Origin of the sequence: Cryobacterium sp. 10C3 (assembly GCF_034314285.1) — a bacterium.
Taxonomy (GTDB): Bacteria; Actinomycetota; Actinomycetes; order Actinomycetales; family Microbacteriaceae; genus Cryobacterium; species Cryobacterium glucosi.
Map to the genome: position 1 here is coordinate 4,053,083 of NZ_JAVIWF010000002.1, position 22,437 is coordinate 4,075,519.

The window sequence follows — 22,437 nt, forward strand, 5'->3', positions numbered from 1 at the left end:
TGCCAGTCTATTTGTGCAGTCTGGGACTATGCCTTGGCAGCCTTGAGCATGTAGCCGAAGCCGCGCTTGGTCTGGATCAGCGGCTCTGAGGAGTGCGCGTCGACCTTGCGCCGTAGGTAGGAGATGTAGGACTCGACGATGCCGGCGTCGCCGTTGAAGTCGTATTCCCAGACGTGGTCCAGGATCTGCGCCTTCGAGAGCACCCGGTTCGGGTTGAGCATCAGGTAACGGAGCAGCTTGAACTCGGTCGGGCTGAGCTCGATGGGTTCTTCGCCGACGAGGACCTCGTGGGTGTCCTGGTCCATGGTCAGTTCGCCCGCGCGGATGACGGCGTCTTCGTCGGCGTGCATCGTGCGGCGGAGGATGGCCTTGATCCTGGCCACGATCTCGTCGAGGCTGAACGGCTTGGTCACGTAGTCGTCGCCGCCGACCGTGAGGCCGGTGATCTTGTCTTCGGTGTCGTCCTTGGCGGTGAGGAACAGGATCGGCGCCGTGTAGCCGGCGGAACGGAGGCGTTTGGTCACGCCGAAGCCGTTCATGTCGGGAAGCATGACGTCGAGGATGATCAGGTCGGGTTCCTCTTCGAGCACGGCGGAGATCGCCTGGGCGCCGTTGCCGACGGCCCGCACGGCGAAGCCGGCGAAGCGCAAGCTGGTGGTGAGGAGATCCCGGATGTTGGGCTCGTCGTCGACAATAAGAATGCGGGGGCCATCAGTCATTGGACCAGTATCTGCGCGTTAGCTGGACCTTTGCTGTGAGTGACCGGTGTGGTTCGGACGTGAGTAGATTGTGGGTGGGGAGCGGAGCCGCCGGGGCTGATCGGAGGTGGACGCCGCGACGGATTCGAACGGGAGAACGCCATGAAAATCGCAACATGTGTGATCGTCGGGGCCGGCCTCGCCGGGGCGCGCGCGGCAGAGGCGCTTCGCGTCGAAGGCTTCGACGGACGGGTCGTTCTGCTTGGCGAGGAGGCCGAGTACCCCTATATCCGGCCGCCGCTGTCCAAGGATTTCCTCGCCGGGACATCCGCCCGCGACTCGATCGACGTGCACCCGGCCGACTGGTATGCCGCACAGGACATCGAGGTCGTGCGGGGTCGCGCGGTGACGGCGCTCACCCTCGACGCGCGGCAGCTGAGCTACGCCGGCGGCGGGACGCTGCACTATGACCGGCTCCTTCTCGCGACCGGGGCGGCCGCCCGGCCGTTCCCCGGCCCCGGGGAGACCTGGACGGCGTCCACCTCCTGCGCACCGTGGCCGACTCGACCCGGCTGAAGGCGGCGCTCGCGCCAGGGGGACGCCGGATCGTCGTGGTCGGAGCCGGCTGGATCGGACTCGAGGTTGCGGCGGCTGCCCGCAGCTACGGCAACGACGTGACGGTGCTCGGCCAGGGCGCCGTGCCGCTGCAGCGCGCGGTCGGCGCGGAGATCGGCGGAGTCTTCGCCGCGCTCCACCGGGCCAACGGGGTAGACCTGCGAATGGAGACCGGCGTGGCCGAGATCCTCGGCACGGACGGAAGGGTCACGGGCGTCCGGCTCCAGGCGGCCACGGACGGGACCCCCGGCCAGGACGGGTCGTCCGGAGAGGTCGTGCTCGCGGACGTCGTCGTGGTCGGGATCGGCGCGACACCCAATACGCGGCTCGCTCTCGACGCGGGGCTCGAGGTGGCAGACGGCATCGTCGTCGACGCGGCCTTCCGCACCAACGAGCCAGGGGTTTTCGCGGTCGGTGACGTCGCGAGCGTGTTCCATCCCGTTCTCGGACACCACCTCCGGGTCGAGCACTGGGCGAACGCCGAGAATGCCGGCCGGGCCGCCGCACTCTCCATGCTCGACCGTGCGGTGAGCTACGAGGAGATTCCCTACTTCTACACGGATCAATTCGACCTCGGAATGGAATACTCGGGGTATGGTGATTTGGCGAGGGATGCGGAGCTGGTGTTCCGGGGAGACCGGACTGCCCGCGAGTTCGTCGCGTTCTGGGTCGCCGACGGCCGTGTGGTTGCGGGCATGAACGTCAATGTCTGGGATGTCAACGAATCCGTCCAGAATCTGATCAGGTCGCGCGTCCGCGTCGACGTGTCCGCGCTGAGGGACGAATCCCGAAGCCTCGACAGCCTCCTCGGCCCCGCGGCCGCCCGGAGCCACGGCGCCGACGCCGGTCGAGCGGTCGCCGAGACGCCAGGGGTGGGTTCCTGATGGCGGGCGGTACCGCCGCGTTTCCCGTTTTCATCCATCCCCGTCGCATGATCGGCGGCCGCGAATTCGATTTCGATCGCGAGATCGCGGTGATGGCGATCATCAATCGCACCCCAGACTCGTTCTTCGACCAGGGCGCCACCTTCGCCCTGGACAAGGCCGTCGCTGCCGCGCACCAGGCGATATCCGATGGCGCGGACTGGGTCGACATCGGCGGGGTCAAGTTCGCGCCCGGCCCGCCCGTCCCCGTCGAACAGGAGATCGACCGTGTCGTCCCGGTCGTCCTGGCCTTGCGCGGCGCCGGCGCGGTCATCTCCGTCGACACTTTCCAGCCGGCCGTCGCACGGGCGGCGCTCGCGGCAGGCGCCGACGTCATCAACGACACCACCGGCATCCACGACCCGCTGATGGCGGACATCGTCGCGGACAGCGACGCGACCCTCGTCGTGACGCACAGCCTCGCTCGCCCGCGGATGCCGCACCCGGCCCCGCGCTACGGCGACGTCGTTGGCGAGGTCGCCGCGTTCCTGCGTGAGCGCACCGAGCTGGCCCTCTCCCGGGGGATCCCCGCAGAGCGGATCATCATCGATCCCGGCCATGACCTCAACAAGAACACCCGGCATTCGCTCGAGCTCACCCGGCGCCTCCCCGAGATCGCCGCGCTCGGCTACCCGACCCTCGTCGCGGTCTCCAACAAGGACTTCATCGGCGAGACCCTCGGCCGCGCCCGTGACGAACGTGTCGAGGGCTCCCTCGCCGCCGCCGTGTTCAGCATCATGCAGGGCGCCCGGATCGTGCGGATGCACAACGTGCGCGCCGCCGTGGACGCCGTTCGGATGACCGAGGCGATCCTGGGCTTCCGCGAACCGGCGTACGAGCGCCACAACCTGGCCTGAACGATGACCGACTTCAGCCAGGCGGGTCTCCTCGACGCCTACCGCATCGAGGACAGGACCGCCGCGCGGCTGCGGGTGAACTTCATCGCGAGCCTCGACGGCGCCGCGACCCACGACGGCCTGAGCGGTGGCCTGAACAATGCCGACGACAAGCTCGTCTTCGACACGCTCCGGACCCTCACCGACGTGATCCTGGTCGGCGCCGGAACGGTCCGCGCCGAGGGCTACGGTGGCATCCGCCTGGATGCCGCAGCCGAGGCCTGGCGCGTCGCGCACGGGCTCCCGCCGCAGCCGCGGATCGCGGTCGTGAGCGGGCGCCTGGATCTCGAGGCCGGGCATCCGCTGTTCACGGACGCCGCGACGCGCCCGATCGTCATCACGCACGCGGGGTCACCTGCCGACAAGCGCGCCGACCTCGAGGCCGTGGCCGACGTGCTCGTTTGCGGGGCGGCGACGATCGATCTCCCGCTCGCGCTCCGCGAGCTTGCCGCGCGGGGCCTGCGCCAGGTGCTCTGTGAGGGCGGCCCGAGCCTGTTCGGGGCGCTGCTCACGGCCGATGCCGTTGACGAACTCTGCCTGAGCCTGAGCCCGGTTCTCGAGGCAGGCACCTCTGGCCGTATCGCGCACAGTGCCGCGGCCGCGTCACGCCCGATGCGTCTCGGCCACGTGCTCACTGCCGGAGACATGCTCTTCCTGCGCTACACGCGCCCGTCGCCCTGACCGATTCCGTCGGATCGGTCAGGGCAGGTCAGCGGATGCCTGCTGCGGCCTCGTCGACCAGGGCGTCGGTGTCGAGGTTGTTCGCGTCGAGAATGGTGTAGCTGTACCCCTGCTCCGCGAGGAAGCGCTGGCGGTTCTGTGCGAAGTCCTGGTCGACGGTGTCGCGGGCGACGAGCGTGTAGAAGTTGGCGGCGAGGCCGGACTCCTTGGGACGGAGCAACCGGCCGAGCCGCTGCGCCTCCTCCTGGCGCGAGCCGAACGACCCGGAGACCTGGATGGCCACGGTCGCCTCGGGCAGGTCGACGGAGAAGTTCGCGACCTTGGAGACGACGAGCAGGTTCTCCTCGCCGACCCGGAAAGCCTGGTAGAGCCGTTCGCGTTCGTCGACGGGGGTCGCCCCGGTGAGTTTCGGCGCGTTGAGGGCGTCGGCGAGTTCGTCGATCTGGTCGAGGTACTGGCCGATCACGAGGATGCGTTCGCCGGGGTGCTTGGCGACGAGACGCTTGACCACGTCGAGCTTGGCCGGGGCGGTCGCGGCGAGCCGGTATCGCTCGTCGTCCGCTGCGGCGGCATAGGTGAGCCGCTCGGACTGCGGCAGGTCGATCCGTACCTCGTAGCAGGAGGCGGGGGAGATGAAGCCCTGGGCCTCGATCTCCTTCCACGGTGCGTCGAAACGCTTGGGGCCGATCAGGCTGAACACGTCGCCCTCGCGGCCGTCCTCGCGGACGAGCGTCGCGGTGAGGCCGAGGCGGCGGCGGGCCTGCAGTTCGGCCGTGAGCTTGAATACCGGCGCGGGAAGGAGGTGCACCTCGTCGTAGATGACGAGGCCCCAGTCCATCGCGTCGAGGAGTTCGAGGTGGGCGTACTCGCCCTTCCGCTTCGCGGTGAGGATCTGGTACGTCGCGATCGTGACGGGCTTGACTTCTTTGACCTGCCCCGAGTACTCGCCGATCTCGTCCTGGGTGAGGGTCGTGCGTTTGAGGAGCTCGTCGCGCCACTGCCTGGCCGAGACGGTGTTGGTCACGAGGATGAGCGTGTTGGTCTTCGCCGTCGCCATCGCGCCGGCGCCGACGAGGGTCTTGCCCGCTCCGCAGGGCAGGACGACGACGCCGGAACCGCCGTCGAAGAAGCTCGCGACGGCCTTGTTCTGGTAGTCGCGCAGCGCCCAGCCGTTCTCGAGCAGCGCGATGTCGTGCGGGGTTCCCGGCGTGTAGCCGGCGAGGTCCTCGGCCGGCCAGCCGAGCTTGACGAGTTCCTGCTTGAGTTGACCGCGGGCCCAGGGTTCGACGAGAAAGGAATCCGGGGTCGGGTGGCCGATCAGCAGGGGGGCGATCCGCTTGGCGCCGGAGATCTCCATCAGCACGGCCCGGTCGTTGCTCTGCAGCACGAGCTGGCCCTCGTCGTCGCGCTCGATGATCAGGCGGCCGTAGCGCCCGACGGTCTCCTCGATGTCGATCCGCACGGTCTGCGGGATCGCGAACTTGGAATACTTCTCGAGGGTCCCGAGCATGTCCGAGGCCGCATGTCCCGCCGCGCGGGCGTTCCAGAGTCCGAGCCGGGTAATCCGGTAGGTGTGGATGTGCTCAGGGGCCCGTTCCAGCTCGGCGAACACGGCGAGGTCGTGGCGCGCATCTTCGGCGAGGGGGTGGGCGACTTCGAGCAGAACCGTGCGGTCGCTCTGGACAATCAGTGGGCCATCAGACATAGCCGTTAATCCTACGCCCGCATGGCTGGGAGCCTCCCATCGGCCCACCCCCGCTTATGGGGCGGGTGTGATGCTGATGATGCTCGAGAGCGGCAGAGTGCGTTCGATGTCGGCACGGCGGTCCCTGGCGCGGAATCGGCCTCCTCCGACACTGGCCGGTTCGAGCAGGTAGTCGACGACGACCCCGCCCGGCATCGCAATGCTGACGATGACGGTCTGCTTGGACTTGATCGCCGAATCGAGTTGGCGGGCGAGCCAGGCGTCGGCGGCGACGTCTTCGCCGCCGTCCGTGGCACGGAGCTTTTCGACCAGGATGAGTGCAAGGTCAGGGGCCTCAGGGGGAGGACCCTGGCGAGCTGGTGCCTGCGGAGGTGCAGGACCTCTCCGTCGGAGCTCTCCGCTGCGACCGGGTACTTGGCGTCGTTGAGCGCCCAGAACACGACGTCCGAGGTGAAGCGGCTCGTGAGGCGGTGGGCGTCCGCGCGGACGAGTCCGAGCGGGCCGAGGGTCTGGTCGACGGCGAGGGTGCCGAGGAGTTCATCGTCGTCCGAGCGGACGTAGCTCCGGCTGAGCGCGGTCGGTGCGGCCACCTCGCCGACCCGGATCCGTCCATACCGGCCTGCGGACTCCCGGATCAGGTACTCGATGGGCTGGGGGATACCGGTGAGTGAGATCGTGCGCAGGAAGTCGAGGAGTGACTCGGCGGTTTCACCCGCGGCGAGTGCCCGGTTGACCGAGGTCGCCGAGATTCGGTAGCTGAGGGCCAGTTCGCGGCTCTCGACGTCGGCGAGGCCGCGGAGCCGGGCGTCGATCGAGGGAGCCAGGGGGCCTGGGGAGACGATCGAGAGGTCGTTCTGCAGGTAGACGGCGCCGACTTCTGCAGGCAGGGACGCCCCGATCGTGGCGATGGCGCCCTCGAGGTCTTCGGCCAGGACAGCGGCACCGGCCGGGCTCGTGGTCTGGTGAGCGGTGATGCCGATCAGCTCGGCGTCGCGGGCGAACTCGGTGACGCGGGTGTCCATCCACTCGCCGCCTGCTGGGTAGAGCCAGGTCACGAAGCTGCGAAGTCCCTCGCCCCAGGAGACGCCGGGGCGGTGCGCGAGGATGCTGCGCACGTCGGCGGGCAGTGCCGCCTGCCAGGAGCCGGCCAGGGCCGCCCAGCGGTGCGCAGTGCCCTCGAGGAGCCAGGCCTCGCCGGCCTCCGTCTCGTTCCAGTACCCGGTCGAGTGCGCGATGAGCTGCGCCCTGGCTGCTGTCGCGACGTAGGTGGCGACGGCGTCGATATCGATGCCCATGACGGACGAGAGGCGCTTGGTGTCCGGCAGGCCGAGTCCGCCCCGGCTGAGCTCGCGCACGGGCTCCCGGGAGAGTTCGGTGACGAGCTCTGCGATTGAGGAGACCGCCGCGAAGGCACGTTCGGCGGCGAGGCGGTCGGTGAAGCGGCTGTCGGTCGTGATCACGGTCGCGAGTGCGGAGGGCGCGGGTGTCGATGCGAGTTCGAGGGCGGACGGCAGGCCGAGGTCGGGCCAGGTGGCCAGGTGCTCGGCGACCGCCGGATATACCCTGAGGCCGTCGTCGGACAGGAGTGCGAGCATCAGTTCGTCGAGCACGGCTGCGCGCGCGGCGACATCCGCTCGGGTGACGGGCAGGCCGCCGAGCTCGGTGAGGCGGGAAGTGAGCGCATCGAGGCCGAGGGACGCGCCGGGCACACCCGTCGGCTCGGTCGGTTCGGCGGGCGCCTCGGTGGCGGTGATCGCAAGCACGGCCAGAGTCGACCGGTCGAGCCGGGAGAGGGCTGCCTGGACCGCGGCCGGATTCAGCAGGGCTTCGGCGAGGTCGAAGAAATCACGGATGCCGTGGGCTGAGATCGCGCGGATCTCGATCGTGCGGCGCAACGCCGCGTCGTCGAGGGCACGAAGGCGTGAGGCGAGCGTCAGCACGGCGTTACTCCCCGTTCTGTCGTGCCTCGCGAGCGCGGCGGACGGTGGTCGTCACCAGGAGAACGATAATCAGGATGAATCCAATCGGCAGTCCGACAAGCGGGAGCGCGAGGATCGCGGGCCAGACACCCTCGCCGAAGCCGTTGTTGGCGCCGGCGCCGAGCCAGGTGCCGATGATGACGGCGAAGAACGCGAGGATCGACAGGCCGACGGTGGCGGCGACCATATAGGCGAGGATGCGTTCCGGCCGGCCGGCGGCGTGTGGAGTTTGATTGGTCACAGTGTCAAGGATACGGGGCGGGGACGAGTGCAACCGAATAAGCTGGGTGCGGTTGGCGCGCATGTCGCGCGCCCGGAATTCAGCGAGGTCCAGATGCCCACCGGCAAGGTCAAGTTCTACGACGAGGAGAAGGGTTTTGGCTTCATCAGTTCCGATGACGGCCAGGAGGTTTTTCTCCACGCTTCTGCGCTGCCCACCGGAGTGACGGTCAAGCCAGGAACGAAGCTCGAATTCGGCATCGCCGATGGCAAGCGCGGCGCCCAGGCGCTGTCCGTGCGCATCATCGAAGCGCCGCCGAGCCTCGTCAAGCTCAGCCGCAAGCCCGCCGACGACATGGCCATCATCATCGAGGACCTCGTCAAGGTGCTCGACGGCATCGGTGCGAGCCTGCGTCGCGGCCGTTACCCCGATAGCGCCCACAGCCACAAGATCGCCGCCTTGCTTCGCAAGGTCGCAGAGGAACTCGATGCCTGAGCAGATCCAAGACACCACACTCGACGTACCGGCTGTCGACGCCGTCGCCGATGACGCCGTGGCCGACGACGCCGAGTCGACGGCAGCGGATGCCGTTCCCACCGACGAGACACTCGTCGCTGCTGTCGAGGTGGCCAGGGCCGCCCTCCTCACCTTCACGCCGGAAGACACCATCGGCGACCCCCTCGGACACGTCGTCGAGGGTGACCGGGTCGTGTCGCTGCTCTTCGACTGCACCATGACCGGGTATCCGGGCTGGCGCTGGACCGTCACGCTCTCGCGCATCGACGGGGAATCCCTGCCGCAGGTGCTCGAGACCGAGCTCACGCCGGGGGACGAGGCCCTCGTCGCACCCGAGTGGATCCCGTGGTCCGATCGCCTCGCCGACTACCGCACGGCCCAGGACCTGGTCGCTGCGACCGCGGCCGCCGACGCTCTCGACGACGACACCGATGACGATGACGATGACGACGACACCGATGACGACGACACCGATGACGATGACGATGACGACGACACCGATGACGACGACACCGATGACGACGACGCAGACGACGACGATGATGACGAAGAAGAAGACGATGACATCGACCCGGACGACATCGACGAAGACGAATAGCGTCTGACGCGCTACCGGCGCCTCAGGCGCAGCCAGACCAGCCCGGCGACGCCGAGACCGACCCCGGCCACCGCGCACCACAGCCACCAGCCGAGCCCGCGGGCCGCGAGCTCACCCTGGAAAGCCAGGGCGAGACCCGCGGCCACGAGCCAGGCGAGTGCTCCGATCAGGATCGGCGTGCGCGCATCCGCTTTCGCCGGCTCAGGATCGGGCCGGCGCTCGCTGTCTCTCAGCCAGAGGCGCACGAGGACCGCTATTTGCCCAGGTTGGCGACGACGAATTCGATGGACTTGACGAGCTGGCGTACGTCGTTCGGCTCGATCGCCGTGAACTGCTCGGCGACGCGCAGCTGGTTGCGGCCGAGCTTGCGGTAGGGCTCGGTGTCGGAGATGCCGTTCGCGCGCAGCGCCTTGGCTACGGCGGAGGCATCGATCGCGTCGTCGAAGTCGATCGTCGCGACAACCTGCGAACGGTGGTCGGGGTTGACGACGTACGGCGTCGCGTAGTCAACGGTCGCTGCCCAGTCGTAGAGCACCGAGGAGGACTCGCGGGTGCGTGCGGAGGCCCAGGCGAGGCCGCCATTGCCGTTGATCCAGTCGAGCTGGTTCTCGATCAGGAGCAGGGTGGCCACGGCCGGCGTGTTCAGGGTCTGGTTGAGGCGCGAGTTGTCGATCGCGTTCTTCAGGCTGAGGAACTCCGGGATGTACCGGCCGCTCGCGGCGATCTGCTCGACGCGCTCGATGGCCGCGGGGGAGAAGAGCGCCATCCAGAGGCCGCCGTCGGAGGCGAGGTTCTTCTGCGGGGCGAAGTAATACGCATCCGCCTGGTCGGCGGCGTAGTCGATGCCGGCGGCGGCGCTCGTGGCGTCGATGACGGTCAGCGCTCCGGCGTCGCCGTGCACGCGGGTGACGGGCGCCATCACACCGGTCGAGGTCTCGTTCTGCGGCCAGGCGTACACGTCGACGCCCTCGGTCGGAACGGCCTCGCTGCGCGAGCCCGCCGGGGCCTTGATCACGTCGGGTGCTTCGAGGAACGGTGCGCTCGCCGCGGCAGCGAACTTGCCGCCGAACTCGCCGAAGACGAGGTTCTGGGCCTTCTTGGAAATAAGGGAGAACGCGGCTGCATCCCAGAAGGCGGTGGACCCGCCGTTGCCGAGGACGACTTCGTAGCCTTCCGGAGCGCGGAGCAGCTCCGCCAGGCCGGTTCGGACCCGGCCGACCAGGTTCTTCACCGGCGCCTGACGATGGGAGGTACCGATAATGGACGTGCCAGATTTAAGGAGGTACTCAAGCTGTTCCTGACGGACTTTGGACGGGCCGCAGCCAAATCGTCCGTCAACGGGCAAGAGTTCGGAGGGAATTATCAGATTCGACATGAGGCGATTCTAACGACCCCTAACACGGCGATAAGGTTGTGACGCACACGGAGGCACTGGGAGGCCGGCGATGACTGATCTGATCGACACGACCGAAATGTATCTCCGCACCATCCTCGATCTGGAGGAGGAGGGGATCGTCCCCCTCCGGGCCCGGATCTCCGAACGACTGGGCCATTCCGGCCCGACCGTCTCGCAGACCGTCGCGCGCATGGAGAGGGATGGGCTCGTCGTCGTGTCCGGCGACCGCCACCTCGAACTCACGATCAACGGGCGCCGTAAGGCCGTGCATGTCATGCGCAAGCACCGCCTCGCCGAGCGCCTGCTGAGCGACGTGATCGGCCTCGAATGGGAGTTCGTCCACGACGAAGCCTGCCGCTGGGAACACGTCATGAGCGAACAGGTCGAGCGCAAGATCCTGGAGATGCTCGGGCATCCCACCGAGTCACCGTATGGCAACCCGATCCCTGGGCTCGACGAACTGGGCGACTCGCCCGCCGTCGCATTCATGGCGGGAGTCACGAACCTCGTCGAGGTCGTCGCGGGGTCGACGACCCCGGTGACCGCCGTCATCCGCCGCCTCGGCGAACCGGTGCAGTTCGACCCGGAACTCCTCGCCCAGCTCAAGAACGCCGGCGTGATGCCGGGCAATTCGGCGGTTTTCTCGGCACTCGGCTCCTACGTTCTCGTCGAGGTCGCGGGGTTCGCTGAGGGTCTCGAACTGCCCAATGAAGTCGCGAGCCACATCTTCGTGGCTACCCCGGTCGCCGCTCTCTAACCGCCCGTTTCGCGGGGCAAAATCCGAACGGATGCCGGGTTGTCGTCGGTCGAAAGATGACCCTTTCGTTACGCGTTCGTTACTAAATCGTCACCAAGGGGTGACAAACGGAGAAACCTCACGTACTGTCGGACGAGTCCCACAGGCCAGAACCGGCCGCCGGGCTCGAAGCAGGACGTCTCTCTTCCCGTCTCCTGGTTCGGTAACACATGCGACCAACGCATTGGACGGGGCAACTACCTAGTGTTGTCGAGGCGCCGGAGGTACACACTTTGGCCGAAGAATTAGGTAGAAGACTGTCCCGTCGAGGTTCTGCCCCGACACCCGCACGGCCGGCCCCGACGCCGGCGCAGCGTGAAGAGGCCCCCGCGCGCGGGATCTTCACCCGCCCGTCACGCCGGCGCGGCGCCATCGCCAACGTCGTGATGATGACCCTGGCCGGCGGACTCGTCGCCACCATGGCGATCCCCGCATACGCGTTCGCGCCGAGTTCTCCCGGCACGGATATCGCGCACGGCACGACGGCATCCACGGCCCTCACGCGGTCGGGCGCCCAGTCGCTCACCGTCGCCGACCAGGCCTCGACCGTCAGCGTCGCCCGCGACGGCTTCAGCGCCACGACGCCGGAAGAGATCGCCGCGGCCAAGGCAGCAGCAGCATCTGCGGCCGCCGCAGCAGCAGCCGAAGCGCGCCGCGTCGCCGCGGCCGCCTCCATGACGACGTATGCGGCCGCGTATTCGGGGCCGTCGGTCTCCGACTTCCTGGCGAACCCGTCCTACCCGACGTTCAGCCTCGCATCCGTCTATAACGTCGGCCTGCAGTACCAGGGTGTTCCCTATGTCTACGGTGGGTCGACCCCCGCCGGTTTCGACTGCTCGGGCTTCGTCATGTACGTCTACGCCCAGTTCGGGATCAGCCTGCCGCATTCGGCAGCAGGCCAGGGCGCCGCGGGCACCCGCATCTCCCTCGCCGATGCGCAGCCGGGTGACCTTGTCATCATGGACGGTCACGACGGCATCTACGCCGGCAATGGCAACATTCTGCACGCGCCCTATGAGGGGGCTTCCGTGAGGGTGCAGCCCATCTGGACGAGCTCGTACTACATCGTCCGCCTCGGGATCTGAGTCGCTCCGACGGGCCCGGCGAGGCCGTGACGTGGCCTCGCCGGGCGGCAACGATGTGAACAATGCGTAACAGCTTGCCCACGAAGTGTTGTGGGGTGCTGCGCGGCGTGTCGCTTGTGCGTTAACCTGATGCTCTGTAGTACTGCGAGTCTTTTGGGAGAGCCAATGCGCGAGCGATGCACGATCCACACCATGGATGTGCGCTGCCGCTTTGCGTTGCGGCACGGCAGTCAAACTTGTCTGAGTTGTGCGTGTTCTCGCGTTTCAGACCGTAGGGCGTTGTCATTGTGACAGCGCCCTTTTTGTTTGCCCGTTTGCCCCTGACTCTCGGTGCGAGGGAGTAGATCGAATGGCTGGAAGCCGTCCAGCCCTTTTCGAAAGGGAACGAATGCGCACACTTGTTCTGAACGCGGGCTACGAGCCCCTCGCCGTGGTCTCGTTCAAACGGGCCATCGTGCTGGTCATGAATCAGAAGGCCACCATCGTGGCCGCCGACCAGGCCCACCCGGTCTGGGCGACGACAGGCTCGTGGGATCGACCGAGCGTGATCATCCTCACGCGGTACGTGCATCTCCCGCGCTCCCGTTCGCTGCCGGTGAGCCGGCGCGGCGTACTCCGCAGGGATGACCATCGCTGCGCGTACTGCGGCCGGACTGCGAATACGATCGACCACGTGCAGCCCCGTTCCCGCGGTGGCCGGGACAGCTGGGACAACCTCGTGGCCTGCTGCCTGCGCTGCAACAACATCAAGAGCGATCGCACTCCCGCCGAGATGGGCTGGGATCTGCTCTTCCATCCGAAGATCCCGATCGGGTCCAGCTGGGTCGTGCGCGGAGTCGAGCGACCATTGCCGCAATGGGACGAGTATCTTGCGCCTGCCGCCTGATCAGGCAATGTAACGGATGTGTAACGCCGGGGGTGACTTCTTCGACGGTTTCCCCTAGGGTGGGATGAACCCGATTGATACGCCACGATCCAGAGGAATCCTGTTGCCCGAGTCTGGCGTGTCCGATTCCGAAGCGAGCCCCGAGGTCTTTCTCACTCGTCGCGAACTCCGGGCCAAGCGCGACGCGCTCCCGGCTTTGAGCCCGGCCACGGAGCAATTCCTGGCACCGAAGCCCGAACCCGTCGTCGTTCCCGCAGTGAGGCCGCGTAGCCGTTTTTCGGCCTCGCCCGCGAAGCCGGTCGGTCGTTTCCCACGCAAGCGGCGGCATCCGGTCAAGATCGCGATCGCCGTGTTCGCCATCCCGGCCATCTTCCTCACCGCGGCATTGCCCGCGTACGCCTTCACTCCGCGCGCAGCCGGTGACATGACGAGCGCAACGCACTCGTCGGGGAACAAGACCGTGCAGGGCCTCACCGTCGCAGCAGCGGCGACCGCGGTCACTGTTTCGCGTGACGGCTTCGCTGCCACCACGAAAGAGCAGCTCGCGGCGCAGGCGCTCGCGGCCAAGAAGGCCCTCGCTGCCCAGCAGGTGGCGACCGCCCGTGCCGCTGCGGCGGCCTTCGCCGTCTACGGCGTGCGTGCGGAGGGTGATGACTACCCCTGGTACAACATGCCCACCGAGTCGCAGGGTGGCGGCCTATCCCCGCTCAGTTACTACTACCGCGAGTGTGTCGACTTCGTGGCCTGGCGCCTGAACCGCGACGCCGGTTCGACCGGCTCTTCCTGGCGCTGGACCTGGAACAGCCTGACCCCCGGCGGCGGCAACGCGAGCGCCTGGGCGAGTGCGTGGTCCAACCACGGCTGGACCACGAGCAAGACACCCGTCGTCGGCGCGGTCGCCTGGTTCAACTACAACCATGTCGCTTATGTGCAGTCGATCGGCGGTGACGGATCCGTCGTGCTCGAGGAGTACAACTGGATGGGCAGCCACGCGTATCACAAGCGCACGGTCTCGCCGAGCGACGTCGCGCTGTTCCTATACCCGCCCGCGTGATCCTGATCGGGCTCGCACCAGCTAAACTTTGACAGCCAGCCTCTGTAGCTCAACGGAAGAGCAGTTCCGTCCTAAGGAAATGGTTGGGGGTTCGAATCCCTCCAGGGGCACACTTTTTTGGGCAGAAACGGGCCTTATCGGCCTTTTCGGTCACCTTAACGGTCGATATGCACCGTTTCTCTTCGGGTCTATGTGTGTACCTATGTGTGTACCCAAAAAGGAATGGTTTGGGTCGGGTCGGCAGCCTTGCACCGCCGTGATTCTGCGTATTTCTGGGCGATGCCCTCGGCGGGCTGCAATGATCAAAACTATGGGGAAGACGAAGAGCGCGATGCTACGATTCCTCTCGAACTGGGCCGTACTGAATTCTGGGCGTGTTGCGTGGCCGCGTGTCGAGATGAGTTCGAATAACAGAGTCAACAAGTTGGCAGCGGGCACGACGCTTGGCCACGGAATCGACGGCGCCCGGTCAGTCCGCGAAATCTAATGCGAATATCACCCAGAAGGGATCGCCGTCACCCCCAGCGTTTACTCCTGTGCTTCGTTGTAACGTTCGCAGGATTGGTGCTTTCCGGGTGCACCGCATTCGATGAGCCCACGATGTCCTTGCCCCCTGACGGATCAGCGAGAGAGCTTCGTCAGCAGGTGATCGCGGCCATTGACGCCGGGGACCAGCAGGCGCTCGAGGATCTCTTCACGTCCGCACCGTCGGCATACACCGCCGAGAGTGCGGGTGTCGTCTTCGAACAGTGTTCCAAGATCTCTCCGGTTGGACGGGAAATGAGCAGTGACTCCGATGTCTCCCCGAAGCTGATGAAGGTTGATCTGGTGGGCACGGCGAAGCAAGGCTCAACGCCGGGGCAGTCGTGCTCATTCAACTTGTTCTGGTCGGGTGCGGGCCCGTGGGCGCTCGGAATCGGCAGTCCCCCTTCGAGCGGGTAGGGGACCCATGGCAACCACTCGGACTCCGACACCTCGGAACGGTCCACCGCAGCTCCCTTCTAAGGAGCACCGGCCGCTTTGCTGCGGGTCGCCATCCTGCGTGGGCTGCTCGGCATCATCCAGATCATTGTCAGCGTCAGCATTGTCATCGACGCCCCGAGCGCTTATCCGACGATTCCGAAGACGGCGGGACTGGGGTTGCTGCTCTGGTGGGGCCTATCCTCGGAACAGACATGACTGCGGGGTTCGCGCTCCTTACTGTCCACGCCAGGCGCTCGCAGCCACGGATCACCAAGGCGTAGCATCTCCGCATGGACGACCTCGCCAATTCGCACCCGCCTGAGTGCCCGTCATGCATGACCAAGTGCGTGGCGGCCGGCACAACTCGGCATCCGTTCTGGCTATGTCCGTGGTGCAAGACCGCGGTACTCGCCCGGCAGTGAGGTGCCGCAATGCCGATGCCGATGCGCAGTGACGAGTGGCTGTGCATGCGGAACGATCCCGTGCTGCCGAAGGCAGTCATCCGCCGGGTGCTCGTCATAGACCATTCGGCCGGTGCGAGAGTGCGATGACGGCAATACCGCTGTTGTGCATGGGTGAGGCAACACAGCGAGTCGGTGGTTCCTGACCACGCGGCAGTTCGTTGGGTCTCGGAAATGCTGCAGCGGAGCAGTTTATGACTGTTGCTGCCCAACCACTTGCGCGCCCAGTTCCGTGTTCGAACCGTGTGCGTTTCGAGTCGAATCGGCGAGTGCTGCGCGAATTGTGAGGATTCCGATGAGGAGTATCCACAGGTTGGCTGGGTAGCCGGCGACTCGTTCGATGCCGCCCAGTCCGAGGCCAAGAGTTGCGGAGGGACCGATGTACTGCGCCGTGGCGAAGAAGCCCCCGCCGGCGATGCCAACGAGGGATGCGATGAGGCCAGTGATGGCCAACACGCGGTTCTGACGGTATATCGAGATGCTGAGCAGAACGATGGCGACGCTGCCGAGTGTCAGATTGGTCGCGCCGAGAGTGTGCAGTGCGGCGTTGGCATCCTCTGGCACGAGCCCGACCATGATCTTGCCGACGCCGGCGATGATCAGAAGTACCAGTGCGACGGTGACCATGCGTCGTTTCGGCCACAGGCCCCAGAGCAAAATTGTTCCGATGATGGTCAGGATGCCGGTGAGAACAAACGACGCATTCATCAGGTTGTGCAGGGGCGAGCACACCCAGGCCGTAGGCCCGTGCACGGCGAACTCGCCGCAGGCCGTGTTGCCGAGGTCACTGATCACGTTTGTCGACCAGTTGAATGGCGTCGTCCATGCGGATGCCGTGATCACTTGGACGAGGAAGTACTGAGCGATCGAGGCGGCGTATAGTGCTCCGCCCCACCCGGCGCGGGCCGGGGAGAGGGATCGGGGGTGAAATTCATGGGGACCTCTTTCAATATCCGTGACATTCCTAAACTGACATGTCAACCATGAAAGGTCTATCAGATACCTGTCGGCGTTGCAATATACGATGGGAGCATGGCATTGCGACACGCTCTCTTGGGACTCCTCTTCAACGCGCCCGCGAGTGGGTATGACCTGCTCAAGGAGTTCCAGGGCTCCTTGAATGAGGTCTGGCCCGCGACCCAAAGCCAGGTGTATACCGAGCTGACCAAGCTCACACGGGAGGGTCTTCTCACCGTCGCCAGCGAAGGCCCGCGAGGCCGCAAAGAATACGTAGTGACCGATTCTGGTCACGGTGAGCTGCACCAGTGGCTCACAGAGGTCAAGCCGGAAGCTCCACGTCGGAGCGACATGTTGCTCCGGGTGTTTTTCTTGTCCGCCTTGACATCGGCCGAACGGCAGTCGTATCTGAAAGCTGTGGGCGAGGTGGCCGCATCCCAGCTGGCAGAGCTTGAGGAAATTCGAACCTCGATCGAGCGGATTAATGCCCCGTTGGCCAGGGATGGACTCCTCGCTCTTGAATACGGCATCCGGCTCGCTCGACTCCAGACCGAATGGTCGGAATGGGCCGCCGACCGCGTGTGATGGGTAATTCTAAATCTGCGGGCGCATTCGTTTGTTCAGGGTTAAGCCCCCGTGGATGCCATCTCATCGACTAGTGTTTCCGATCGGTCGAGCCTGCGGCTCCCCGCGCATCCCGGCAAGGACGATCTCCATCAGACCGGTATAGAGGGCCTCATAGTCCTCGACGAATCCCATGCTCGCGAGCTCGAGTGCGATCGCACCGTGCATCGCACTCCACATCTGCTGAGCGGCCGTACTCGCATCCCGGTCGCCGATCGCGCCCTGTCTGATCGCGTAGCCGATCCCGTCGACGAAGACACCGAATGCCGAACGACCATGCACCCGTAAGCCGACCGGCGACTTGGATGGGACGAATCCGCCGAAGATCATCCGATAGCGTTCTGGGTGGGCCAGGGCGAACGCCCGGTACCCGACACTCGAGGATCGCAGCCGTGCAATGGGGTCTTGGTCGTCCGCCGAGATCGCGGCGGCGAGGTCGTCGAACGCGCGCGCCATCAGTGCTTCGACTAGGCCAGCCTTGTTGGTAAATCGGTTGTACACGCCCATCGGCGCGACATTCGCTTCGGCAGCCACAGCGCGCACGGTGAGCCCGTCTAGCCCGACCTCGGCAAGCACCCGCTCCGCCGCTGCGAGAAGGGCCGGCTCGAGGCTTGCGCTCGGTGTCCGGCCGCTTCCTGAGTGGCTCCCGTTTATTGTTCGTTCCGGCATCATTCTCCTTGACTCTCGCTCCTAAGTGTAGAACCATGTTCTATAGAACGACGTTCTACTAATTCGGTGGGACACGACACACCACAAAAAAGGAGTCATCATGACAACCCAGACTGGCACGGACTACCGGGCGATCGTCGATACCCACCGGCACCCGATCGGTCCCAAGCTCCAAGCCAAGTGTGCGGAAGCTGGGCTTTTCGATCCGAGCAGGACCTTTCCGCAGAACAGCGGCCTGGACGTCGTGTACCGCGAGTTCGTGGACCTGGAGTACGCAATGCCGAAGCAGCGCGAGGAAGGCGTCACCCTCAGCATCGCGAGCAGCGGCGGCGAGGTGGCCTGGATTGCCCATGACCTGCTTATGGTCAGCTCGAAGGAAGCTCTGAAGTTCCTCAACGACGAATACCTGGAGATCAAGGGCACCTATCCTGGCGAGTTTGAGCTGATGGCTAACGCTGACGCGCTTGACGAGAGCTGCCAGCCAATCGTGGAGGACATGATTCGCCAGGGCGGCGCCAAGGCGATCGCGGTCGCGTCCAGCTACGGCAGTGGTGCAAATCGCACCTACCTGGACAGTCCGAAGGCCGAATGGCTGTGGGACTTCGCAGAAGCGAACAACCTCGTGGTTCACATTCACCCGCCGATGTTGTCCGTCGGCAACGAGGTCCTTGCTCAGTACCGCCTCAACGAGGCGGTGGGTCGTCCCTTCGATTCGACCGTCAACGTCTCGCGAATGATCGGCTCCGGCGTGTTCGACCGCCACCCTAACCTGCAGGTGATGGTCGTCCACATGGGCGGAGAGCTCCCCTCGATCATCGGACGCCTTGATTTCACTTGGCACCTCAACTACGAGGGACTCACGAACCCGCCAGCCGGAGCCCCGTACACGAACAAGCTGGCGCCGTCGACCTATTTCAAGACCAACATCCTGGTCGACACCATGGGGTTCAGTTCGATCGCTCTGCGCGCTGCGGTCGAGGCCTTCGGCATCGATAGGGTCGTGTTTGGGACCGACTACGGTGCGGTCCCATACGGAGTCAAGGAGCACATCGAGATCGTCGAAGACTTGGTCACGGACCCGGCCGAGCGCGATCTGGTGTTCTGGAAGACCAGCAACGACGTCTTCCGCCTCGGCCTCGACGCCTGAGCATCACGACGCTGGCGGGTTGCACCGCGACAGGGTGCGGAGAGTCTCAAGAATCACGCTCCGCACCCTTTGCGCGAGCCCGCCGGTGAGGCGCGCCAAATGAGCCATCACAACGGTCGTTTGCATCACCGCCGGTTTGGACTCGCTGCCGGTCGCAGGACAACCGTCCGCGAAGTCCTGGGCCGAGCCGCGACAGGCTTCGCCCCCTCGAGAACGCGACGTTTGGAGCACCCACGGGGAGAAAATTGCATGTCAGGAGTGGTAGCGTCGGCAGTGTCGGCCGGCGCCGGAGTCGCTGTACTGGTGTCAGACTTTGGTTGCGTCCAATAGCGTGGTGTAACCCCGGCCCTGATGGGCGTGTTGCACCGATGTGAGGCGGCCACCGCGTGATTCTTGGAAAGACCGATCAAGTCTTTTCCGAAGGAGTACACGCGATGACCGCACCCCATTTTATTGACCCTGCCCGTTTCCTGTCCGAACAACTCGAGCAAGCCTCGCCGGACCTGATGCGGCAGATGCTGACCACCTTCATCAACGCGCTAATGAGCGCCGAAGCCGAGGCCGTCTGCGGCGCCGAATACGGCCAGATCTCCGCCGACCGAACCAACTCGCGCAACGGCTACCGGCACCGGGACTTCGACACCCGCACCGGCACCCTCGACGTCGCGATCCCGAAGCTGCGCACCGGCACCTACTTCCCGGACTGGCTCCTCGAGCGCCGCCGCCGCGCCGAGGCCGCCCTGACCAGCGTCGTGGCGACCTGCTACCTCCTCGGGGTGTCGACCAGGCGGATGGAGAAACTCGTCGAGTCCCTCGGCATCACCCGCCTCTCGAAGTCGCAGGTGTCGATCATGGCCAAGGACCTCGACGAGCAGGTCGAGCAGTTCCGCACCCGCCCCCTCGACGCCGGCCCCTACACGTTCGTCGCGGCCGACGCCCTGGTGCTGAAGGTGCGCGAGGGCGGCCGTGTCGTCAACGTCCACGCGCTCCTCGCGACGGGCGTGAACAAGGACGGGCACCGCGAGATCCTGGGCTTGCAGATCACCAGCGCCGAAGACGGCGCCGGCTGGCTCGGCTTCTTCCGCGACCTGACCGCCCGCGGCCTGACCGGGGTGAAGCTCGTCACCAGCGACGCCCACGCCGGCCTCGTCGCCGCCATCGGGGCCACCTTGCCCGGTGCGACTTGGCAGCGCTGCCGCACCCACTACGCCGCGAATCTGATGTCCGCGACCCCGAAGTCCAGCTGGCCGTGGGTCAAGACCCTGCTCCACTCCGTCTACGACCAGCCCGACAAGGACGCCGTCCACGCCCAGTTCGACCGGGTCTTGAACGCTCTCGAGGAAAAGCTCCCCGCGGTCGCCACCCACCTCGAGACAGCCCGGGCCGACGTGCTCGCGTTCACCGGGTTCCCGAAGGAAATCTGGCGTCAGCTCTGGTCCAACAACCCCCAGGAACGCCTCAACCGTGAGATCCGCCGCCGCACCGACGTCGTGGGCATCTTCCCCGACCGCGGCTCCCTGATCCGGCTCGTCGGCGCGGTCCTGGCCGAACAACACGACGAATGGATCGAAGGCCGCCGCTACCTCGGCCTCGACGTCCTCAACCGCTCACGCCTCACCCCCACCCCGACCGAGAAGGAGGAACCCACAACCGAACTCAGCGCCCTCAGCGCCTAAAAATCCAAGAATCACGCGGAAAACTCGTTACACCACACATTTGGACTTGACCCAGACTTTGACATTGGGGAGGAACGTCGCTCATGATCGAATACGTTCACGTTGGCCGCTTTCAGATCCGCGGTGAGTTATCTTAATTCCTGAAGATTCCCTACGACACATGTACGCTGGCGGACGCCCAAATCGGTGGGCGCGGTTCTTGAACCGGATAAGCGCAATGGTGTTTTCGCTCGGTGTCATAGGCCACGGTGCCGTCAGCCTCGAGACCATCAATCCGAAGTCGCGCACCCTGCTCACTCTGCCACTCGTGGTCGCCCGCTACGAAGGCAGCGAGTACCTGGTCTCAATGCTTGGGCAGGGCTCGCGGTGGGTGCGTAACGTGCGGGCGGCGAATGGGAACGCTGTCGTCCACGCGGGACGCCGGCGACCTGTGCTGCTCGAAGAGGTTCGGGCGGAGGATCGTGCGCCGATTCTCAAGGCGTACCTGGCGCAAGCCCCCGGCGCCCGACCGCACATTCCGGTCGAACTGTCGGAGCCGGTCACGGCATTCGAGACCATTGCAGCCGACTTCCCAGTGTTCAAGATCCGGGACGTCTAGTGGGATTTCGGTCTTGCACCTGGCTGCTCTGAGACTTCGTTTCATGGGCGCAAGAATGGCACGGGAAGCTTGGGTCTCGTGTCGTTTCCAAGAGCGCAAACCGGCCACACGTTCCCAAGGTCGCGGCGGTTGCCGCGGTCGACCACGACCCGGGCGCCGAGCCTTCCGACCACCCGAGCACTCGTGGCGCCGGCGAACAAGCTCGACGTCCTCAAGCGGGGCCGGATCCTGGCCGTGGTGAACTCGCTCGTCCATGCGGGCTAGACCACCGAGGGCGCATCCTCGAGCGTGGTCGGATCTGTTCCATGAATGCGATCAGCCGGGATGGTTCGGCCTCTTCGTTGGCTGCCGCGCGGCAGTCAACCCAATCCTTGATGGCTCCGATCCTTTCGATGAGCCGGCGAAGTGCGGATGACCGAGCCCGTCATTAAGGGCTGCGAGGGCTTCGTCAAATGTTCGATTGGAGATGAGTTCGTGGCGCTCGAGCCTGACGGACCAGATCGAATGCTTGATTGATGCGGAGGTTGTCATGTCCTTCTCTTTGCAAGAAGGATTTGTTGTCTGAGGGCTTCGGCCCTATTCGGCCCAAGGAGACTCGTTGATGATGTTGACGAAGTCGGTCCGCTTGAAGCCGGGAAGGAAGTGCGAGAGCACATCGGCATTGACGTTGCCGAAGGTGGTGTCAGGCCGGTTCTTGTTGCCGTCGGTGAACGCGGCCAGGATCTGCCGCTTGAAGTCGGGCCGGGGATGCGCTGCTGTGACCGCAGCGATGTCAGCGGGGTCAAGTTCTGCATAGTCGATTCCGAGCACGTCGGTTTCGACTCCAGCCGTGACCAGGGCAATCTCGGGGGAGAGGAACTCGGGGATTCCCGGTGTGGTGTGCAAGGCCACGGCGGTCCAGGTCTTCGTGGCATCTTCCGGCGTGATGCCGTGGTCGACTAGGAAGGCCCGAGCTACGTTAGCGCTGTCGACTTCGAAACGGTGATCCAGTGTTCCGTATGAGGCGGTGAGTCCGAGATCGTGGAACATCGCTCCGACGTAGAGCAGTTCGAGGTCGGGCGAGAGGCCCCGGCAGCGACCCTGCAAGGCCCCGAAGAAAAAGACTCGTCGTGAATGGTGGAAGAGCAGGTCGCTCTCGACTTCGCGGACGAGGAGTGTTGCCTCGGCGATGAGTTGAGTGTCGGGAATGGTGATTCCCGCGATGGTCTGCTGCATGGTGTCTCCGTTCATCGACTGGCGCCGAATTCGAAGCGCCTGGGGTTAAGCGTTGTCGTACCGTAGAGGAGCGGCCATC

26 protein-coding genes and 1 tRNA gene are annotated in these 22,437 nt (G+C 65.6%); 18 read left to right on the forward strand and 9 right to left on the reverse strand.

From position 1 onward, the window contains the following. Nucleotides 1-26: 26 nt before the first annotated feature. Nucleotides 27-719 (reverse strand): response regulator transcription factor, encoded by a 693-nt coding sequence (locus RGU41_RS20405; RefSeq protein ID WP_134450053.1) that lies wholly within the window; start codon nucleotides 717-719, stop codon nucleotides 27-29. A gap of 141 nt (nucleotides 720-860) precedes the next feature. On the opposite strand from RGU41_RS20405, the gene RGU41_RS20410 reads away from it, so the two are divergent. From RGU41_RS20410 to RGU41_RS20425, 4 genes are read left to right on the forward strand one after another with little or no spacing between them, the layout of a single operon-like run. Continuing rightward, nucleotides 861-1,274, forward strand: a complete 414-nt coding sequence (locus tag RGU41_RS20410; RefSeq protein WP_322137244.1) for an FAD-dependent oxidoreductase — start codon at nucleotides 861-863, stop codon at nucleotides 1,272-1,274. Further along, the gene (locus tag RGU41_RS20415) at nucleotides 1,244-2,197 is read left to right on the forward strand and encodes an NAD(P)/FAD-dependent oxidoreductase (RefSeq protein WP_322137412.1); all 954 of its coding nucleotides are present in this window, start codon (nucleotides 1,244-1,246) and stop codon (nucleotides 2,195-2,197) included. Before RGU41_RS20410 ends, RGU41_RS20415 begins: the two co-directional genes overlap by 31 nt. Then, nucleotides 2,197-3,093 carry a dihydropteroate synthase gene (gene folP, locus RGU41_RS20420; protein WP_322140971.1) on the forward strand — a complete coding sequence of 299 codons (897 nt, stop codon included), beginning with the start codon at nucleotides 2,197-2,199 and terminating at the stop codon, nucleotides 3,091-3,093. Before RGU41_RS20415 ends, folP begins: the two co-directional genes overlap by 1 nt. A 3-nt stretch (nucleotides 3,094-3,096) precedes the next feature. Then, the gene (locus RGU41_RS20425) at nucleotides 3,097-3,813 is read left to right on the forward strand and encodes a pyrimidine reductase family protein (RefSeq protein WP_322137245.1); all 717 of its coding nucleotides are present in this window, start codon (nucleotides 3,097-3,099) and stop codon (nucleotides 3,811-3,813) included. A 28-nt stretch (nucleotides 3,814-3,841) separates the two neighbouring features. On the opposite strand, the gene RGU41_RS20430 is transcribed toward RGU41_RS20425, so the two are convergent. From RGU41_RS20430 to RGU41_RS20440, 3 genes are read right to left on the reverse strand one after another with little or no spacing between them, the layout of a single operon-like run. After that, the gene (locus tag RGU41_RS20430) at nucleotides 3,842-5,518 is read right to left on the reverse strand and encodes a DNA repair helicase XPB (RefSeq protein ID WP_134450056.1); all 1,677 of its coding nucleotides are present in this window, start codon (nucleotides 5,516-5,518) and stop codon (nucleotides 3,842-3,844) included. Between the two features lie 11 nt (nucleotides 5,519-5,529). Further along, nucleotides 5,530-7,458: a helicase-associated domain-containing protein gene (locus RGU41_RS20435; protein WP_322137246.1), complete on the reverse strand. Its 1,929-nt coding sequence runs from the start codon at nucleotides 7,456-7,458 to the stop codon at nucleotides 5,530-5,532. A 4-nt stretch (nucleotides 7,459-7,462) separates the two neighbouring features. After that, the gene (locus tag RGU41_RS20440) at nucleotides 7,463-7,738 is read right to left on the reverse strand and encodes a hypothetical protein (protein ID WP_134450058.1); all 276 of its coding nucleotides are present in this window, start codon (nucleotides 7,736-7,738) and stop codon (nucleotides 7,463-7,465) included. Nucleotides 7,739-7,831: 93 nt separating this feature from the next. Here RGU41_RS20440 and RGU41_RS20445 point away from each other — a divergent pair, with 93 nt between their 5' ends. Beyond that, a complete protein-coding gene (locus tag RGU41_RS20445; protein WP_322137247.1) occupies nucleotides 7,832-8,212 on the forward strand; it encodes a cold shock domain-containing protein in 381 nt (126 codons plus the stop codon). Then, on the forward strand, nucleotides 8,205-8,831 hold the full coding sequence (locus RGU41_RS20450; RefSeq protein WP_322137248.1) for a DUF3027 domain-containing protein: 627 nt from the start codon (nucleotides 8,205-8,207) through the stop codon (nucleotides 8,829-8,831). The genes RGU41_RS20445 and RGU41_RS20450 overlap by 8 nt, the downstream gene beginning before the upstream one ends. 11 nt (nucleotides 8,832-8,842) lie before the next feature. Here the strand turns inward: RGU41_RS20450 and RGU41_RS20455 are convergent, their stop codons facing one another. Then, on the reverse strand, nucleotides 8,843-9,076 hold the full coding sequence (locus RGU41_RS20455; protein ID WP_322137249.1) for a DUF2530 domain-containing protein: 234 nt from the start codon (nucleotides 9,074-9,076) through the stop codon (nucleotides 8,843-8,845). A gap of 8 nt (nucleotides 9,077-9,084) precedes the next feature. Beyond that, a complete protein-coding gene (gene serC / locus RGU41_RS20460; RefSeq protein WP_322137250.1) occupies nucleotides 9,085-10,206 on the reverse strand; it encodes a phosphoserine transaminase in 1,122 nt (373 codons plus the stop codon). Nucleotides 10,207-10,276: 70 nt separating this feature from the next. Here serC and RGU41_RS20465 point away from each other — a divergent pair, with 70 nt between their 5' ends. The 7 genes from RGU41_RS20465 to RGU41_RS20495 all read left to right on the forward strand — a co-directional run bounded on the left by RGU41_RS20465 (nucleotide 10,277) and on the right by RGU41_RS20495 (nucleotide 15,227). Further along, nucleotides 10,277-10,984, forward strand: coding sequence for a metal-dependent transcriptional regulator (locus RGU41_RS20465; RefSeq protein WP_134450063.1), 708 nt, complete (start codon nucleotides 10,277-10,279; stop codon nucleotides 10,982-10,984). 272 nt (nucleotides 10,985-11,256) lie between these two features. Further along, nucleotides 11,257-12,108, forward strand: a complete 852-nt coding sequence (locus tag RGU41_RS20470; RefSeq protein ID WP_322137251.1) for a C40 family peptidase — start codon at nucleotides 11,257-11,259, stop codon at nucleotides 12,106-12,108. 388 nt (nucleotides 12,109-12,496) lie between these two features. Further along, nucleotides 12,497-12,994 (forward strand): HNH endonuclease, encoded by a 498-nt coding sequence (locus tag RGU41_RS20475; protein ID WP_134450064.1) that lies wholly within the window; start codon nucleotides 12,497-12,499, stop codon nucleotides 12,992-12,994. A gap of 118 nt (nucleotides 12,995-13,112) precedes the next feature. Then, nucleotides 13,113-14,048, forward strand: a complete 936-nt coding sequence (locus RGU41_RS20480) for a CHAP domain-containing protein (RefSeq protein WP_322137252.1) — start codon at nucleotides 13,113-13,115, stop codon at nucleotides 14,046-14,048. A gap of 38 nt (nucleotides 14,049-14,086) precedes the next feature. Then, nucleotides 14,087-14,158: transfer RNA gene (locus tag RGU41_RS20485), tRNA-Arg, on the forward strand. 535 nt (nucleotides 14,159-14,693) lie between these two features. Further along, nucleotides 14,694-14,990: a hypothetical protein gene (locus tag RGU41_RS20490; protein WP_322137253.1), complete on the forward strand. Its 297-nt coding sequence runs from the start codon at nucleotides 14,694-14,696 to the stop codon at nucleotides 14,988-14,990. A 78-nt stretch (nucleotides 14,991-15,068) separates the two neighbouring features. Beyond that, the gene (locus RGU41_RS20495; RefSeq protein ID WP_322137254.1) at nucleotides 15,069-15,227 is read left to right on the forward strand and encodes a hypothetical protein; all 159 of its coding nucleotides are present in this window, start codon (nucleotides 15,069-15,071) and stop codon (nucleotides 15,225-15,227) included. A 437-nt stretch (nucleotides 15,228-15,664) separates the two neighbouring features. On the opposite strand, the gene RGU41_RS20500 is transcribed toward RGU41_RS20495, so the two are convergent. Continuing rightward, nucleotides 15,665-16,315 carry a DUF998 domain-containing protein gene (locus tag RGU41_RS20500; protein WP_322137255.1) on the reverse strand — a complete coding sequence of 217 codons (651 nt, stop codon included), beginning with the start codon at nucleotides 16,313-16,315 and terminating at the stop codon, nucleotides 15,665-15,667. Between the two features lie 189 nt (nucleotides 16,316-16,504). On the opposite strand from RGU41_RS20500, the gene RGU41_RS20505 reads away from it, so the two are divergent. Beyond that, complete coding sequence (locus tag RGU41_RS20505; protein WP_322137256.1) at nucleotides 16,505-17,014, forward strand: PadR family transcriptional regulator; 510 nt, start codon at nucleotides 16,505-16,507, stop codon at nucleotides 17,012-17,014. A gap of 63 nt (nucleotides 17,015-17,077) precedes the next feature. On the opposite strand, the gene RGU41_RS20510 is transcribed toward RGU41_RS20505, so the two are convergent. Then, complete coding sequence (locus tag RGU41_RS20510) at nucleotides 17,078-17,725, reverse strand: TetR/AcrR family transcriptional regulator (RefSeq protein ID WP_322137257.1); 648 nt, start codon at nucleotides 17,723-17,725, stop codon at nucleotides 17,078-17,080. Between the two features lie 97 nt (nucleotides 17,726-17,822). Here RGU41_RS20510 and RGU41_RS20515 point away from each other — a divergent pair, with 97 nt between their 5' ends. From RGU41_RS20515 to RGU41_RS20530, 4 genes are all read left to right on the forward strand, one after another. After that, nucleotides 17,823-18,869 carry an amidohydrolase family protein gene (locus RGU41_RS20515; protein WP_322137258.1) on the forward strand — a complete coding sequence of 349 codons (1,047 nt, stop codon included), beginning with the start codon at nucleotides 17,823-17,825 and terminating at the stop codon, nucleotides 18,867-18,869. Nucleotides 18,870-19,303: 434 nt separating this feature from the next. After that, complete coding sequence (locus tag RGU41_RS20520) at nucleotides 19,304-20,545, forward strand: IS256 family transposase (RefSeq protein ID WP_322135678.1); 1,242 nt, start codon at nucleotides 19,304-19,306, stop codon at nucleotides 20,543-20,545. A gap of 217 nt (nucleotides 20,546-20,762) precedes the next feature. Beyond that, a complete protein-coding gene (locus tag RGU41_RS20525; RefSeq protein ID WP_322137259.1) occupies nucleotides 20,763-21,143 on the forward strand; it encodes a nitroreductase family deazaflavin-dependent oxidoreductase in 381 nt (126 codons plus the stop codon). A gap of 129 nt (nucleotides 21,144-21,272) precedes the next feature. Beyond that, nucleotides 21,273-21,407: a hypothetical protein gene (locus RGU41_RS20530; protein ID WP_322137260.1), complete on the forward strand. Its 135-nt coding sequence runs from the start codon at nucleotides 21,273-21,275 to the stop codon at nucleotides 21,405-21,407. Nucleotides 21,408-21,719: 312 nt separating this feature from the next. Here RGU41_RS20530 and RGU41_RS20535 read toward each other — a convergent pair whose 3' ends face one another. Continuing rightward, complete coding sequence (locus RGU41_RS20535) at nucleotides 21,720-22,373, reverse strand: HD domain-containing protein (RefSeq protein WP_322137261.1); 654 nt, start codon at nucleotides 22,371-22,373, stop codon at nucleotides 21,720-21,722. Nucleotides 22,374-22,437 lie beyond the last annotated feature (64 nt).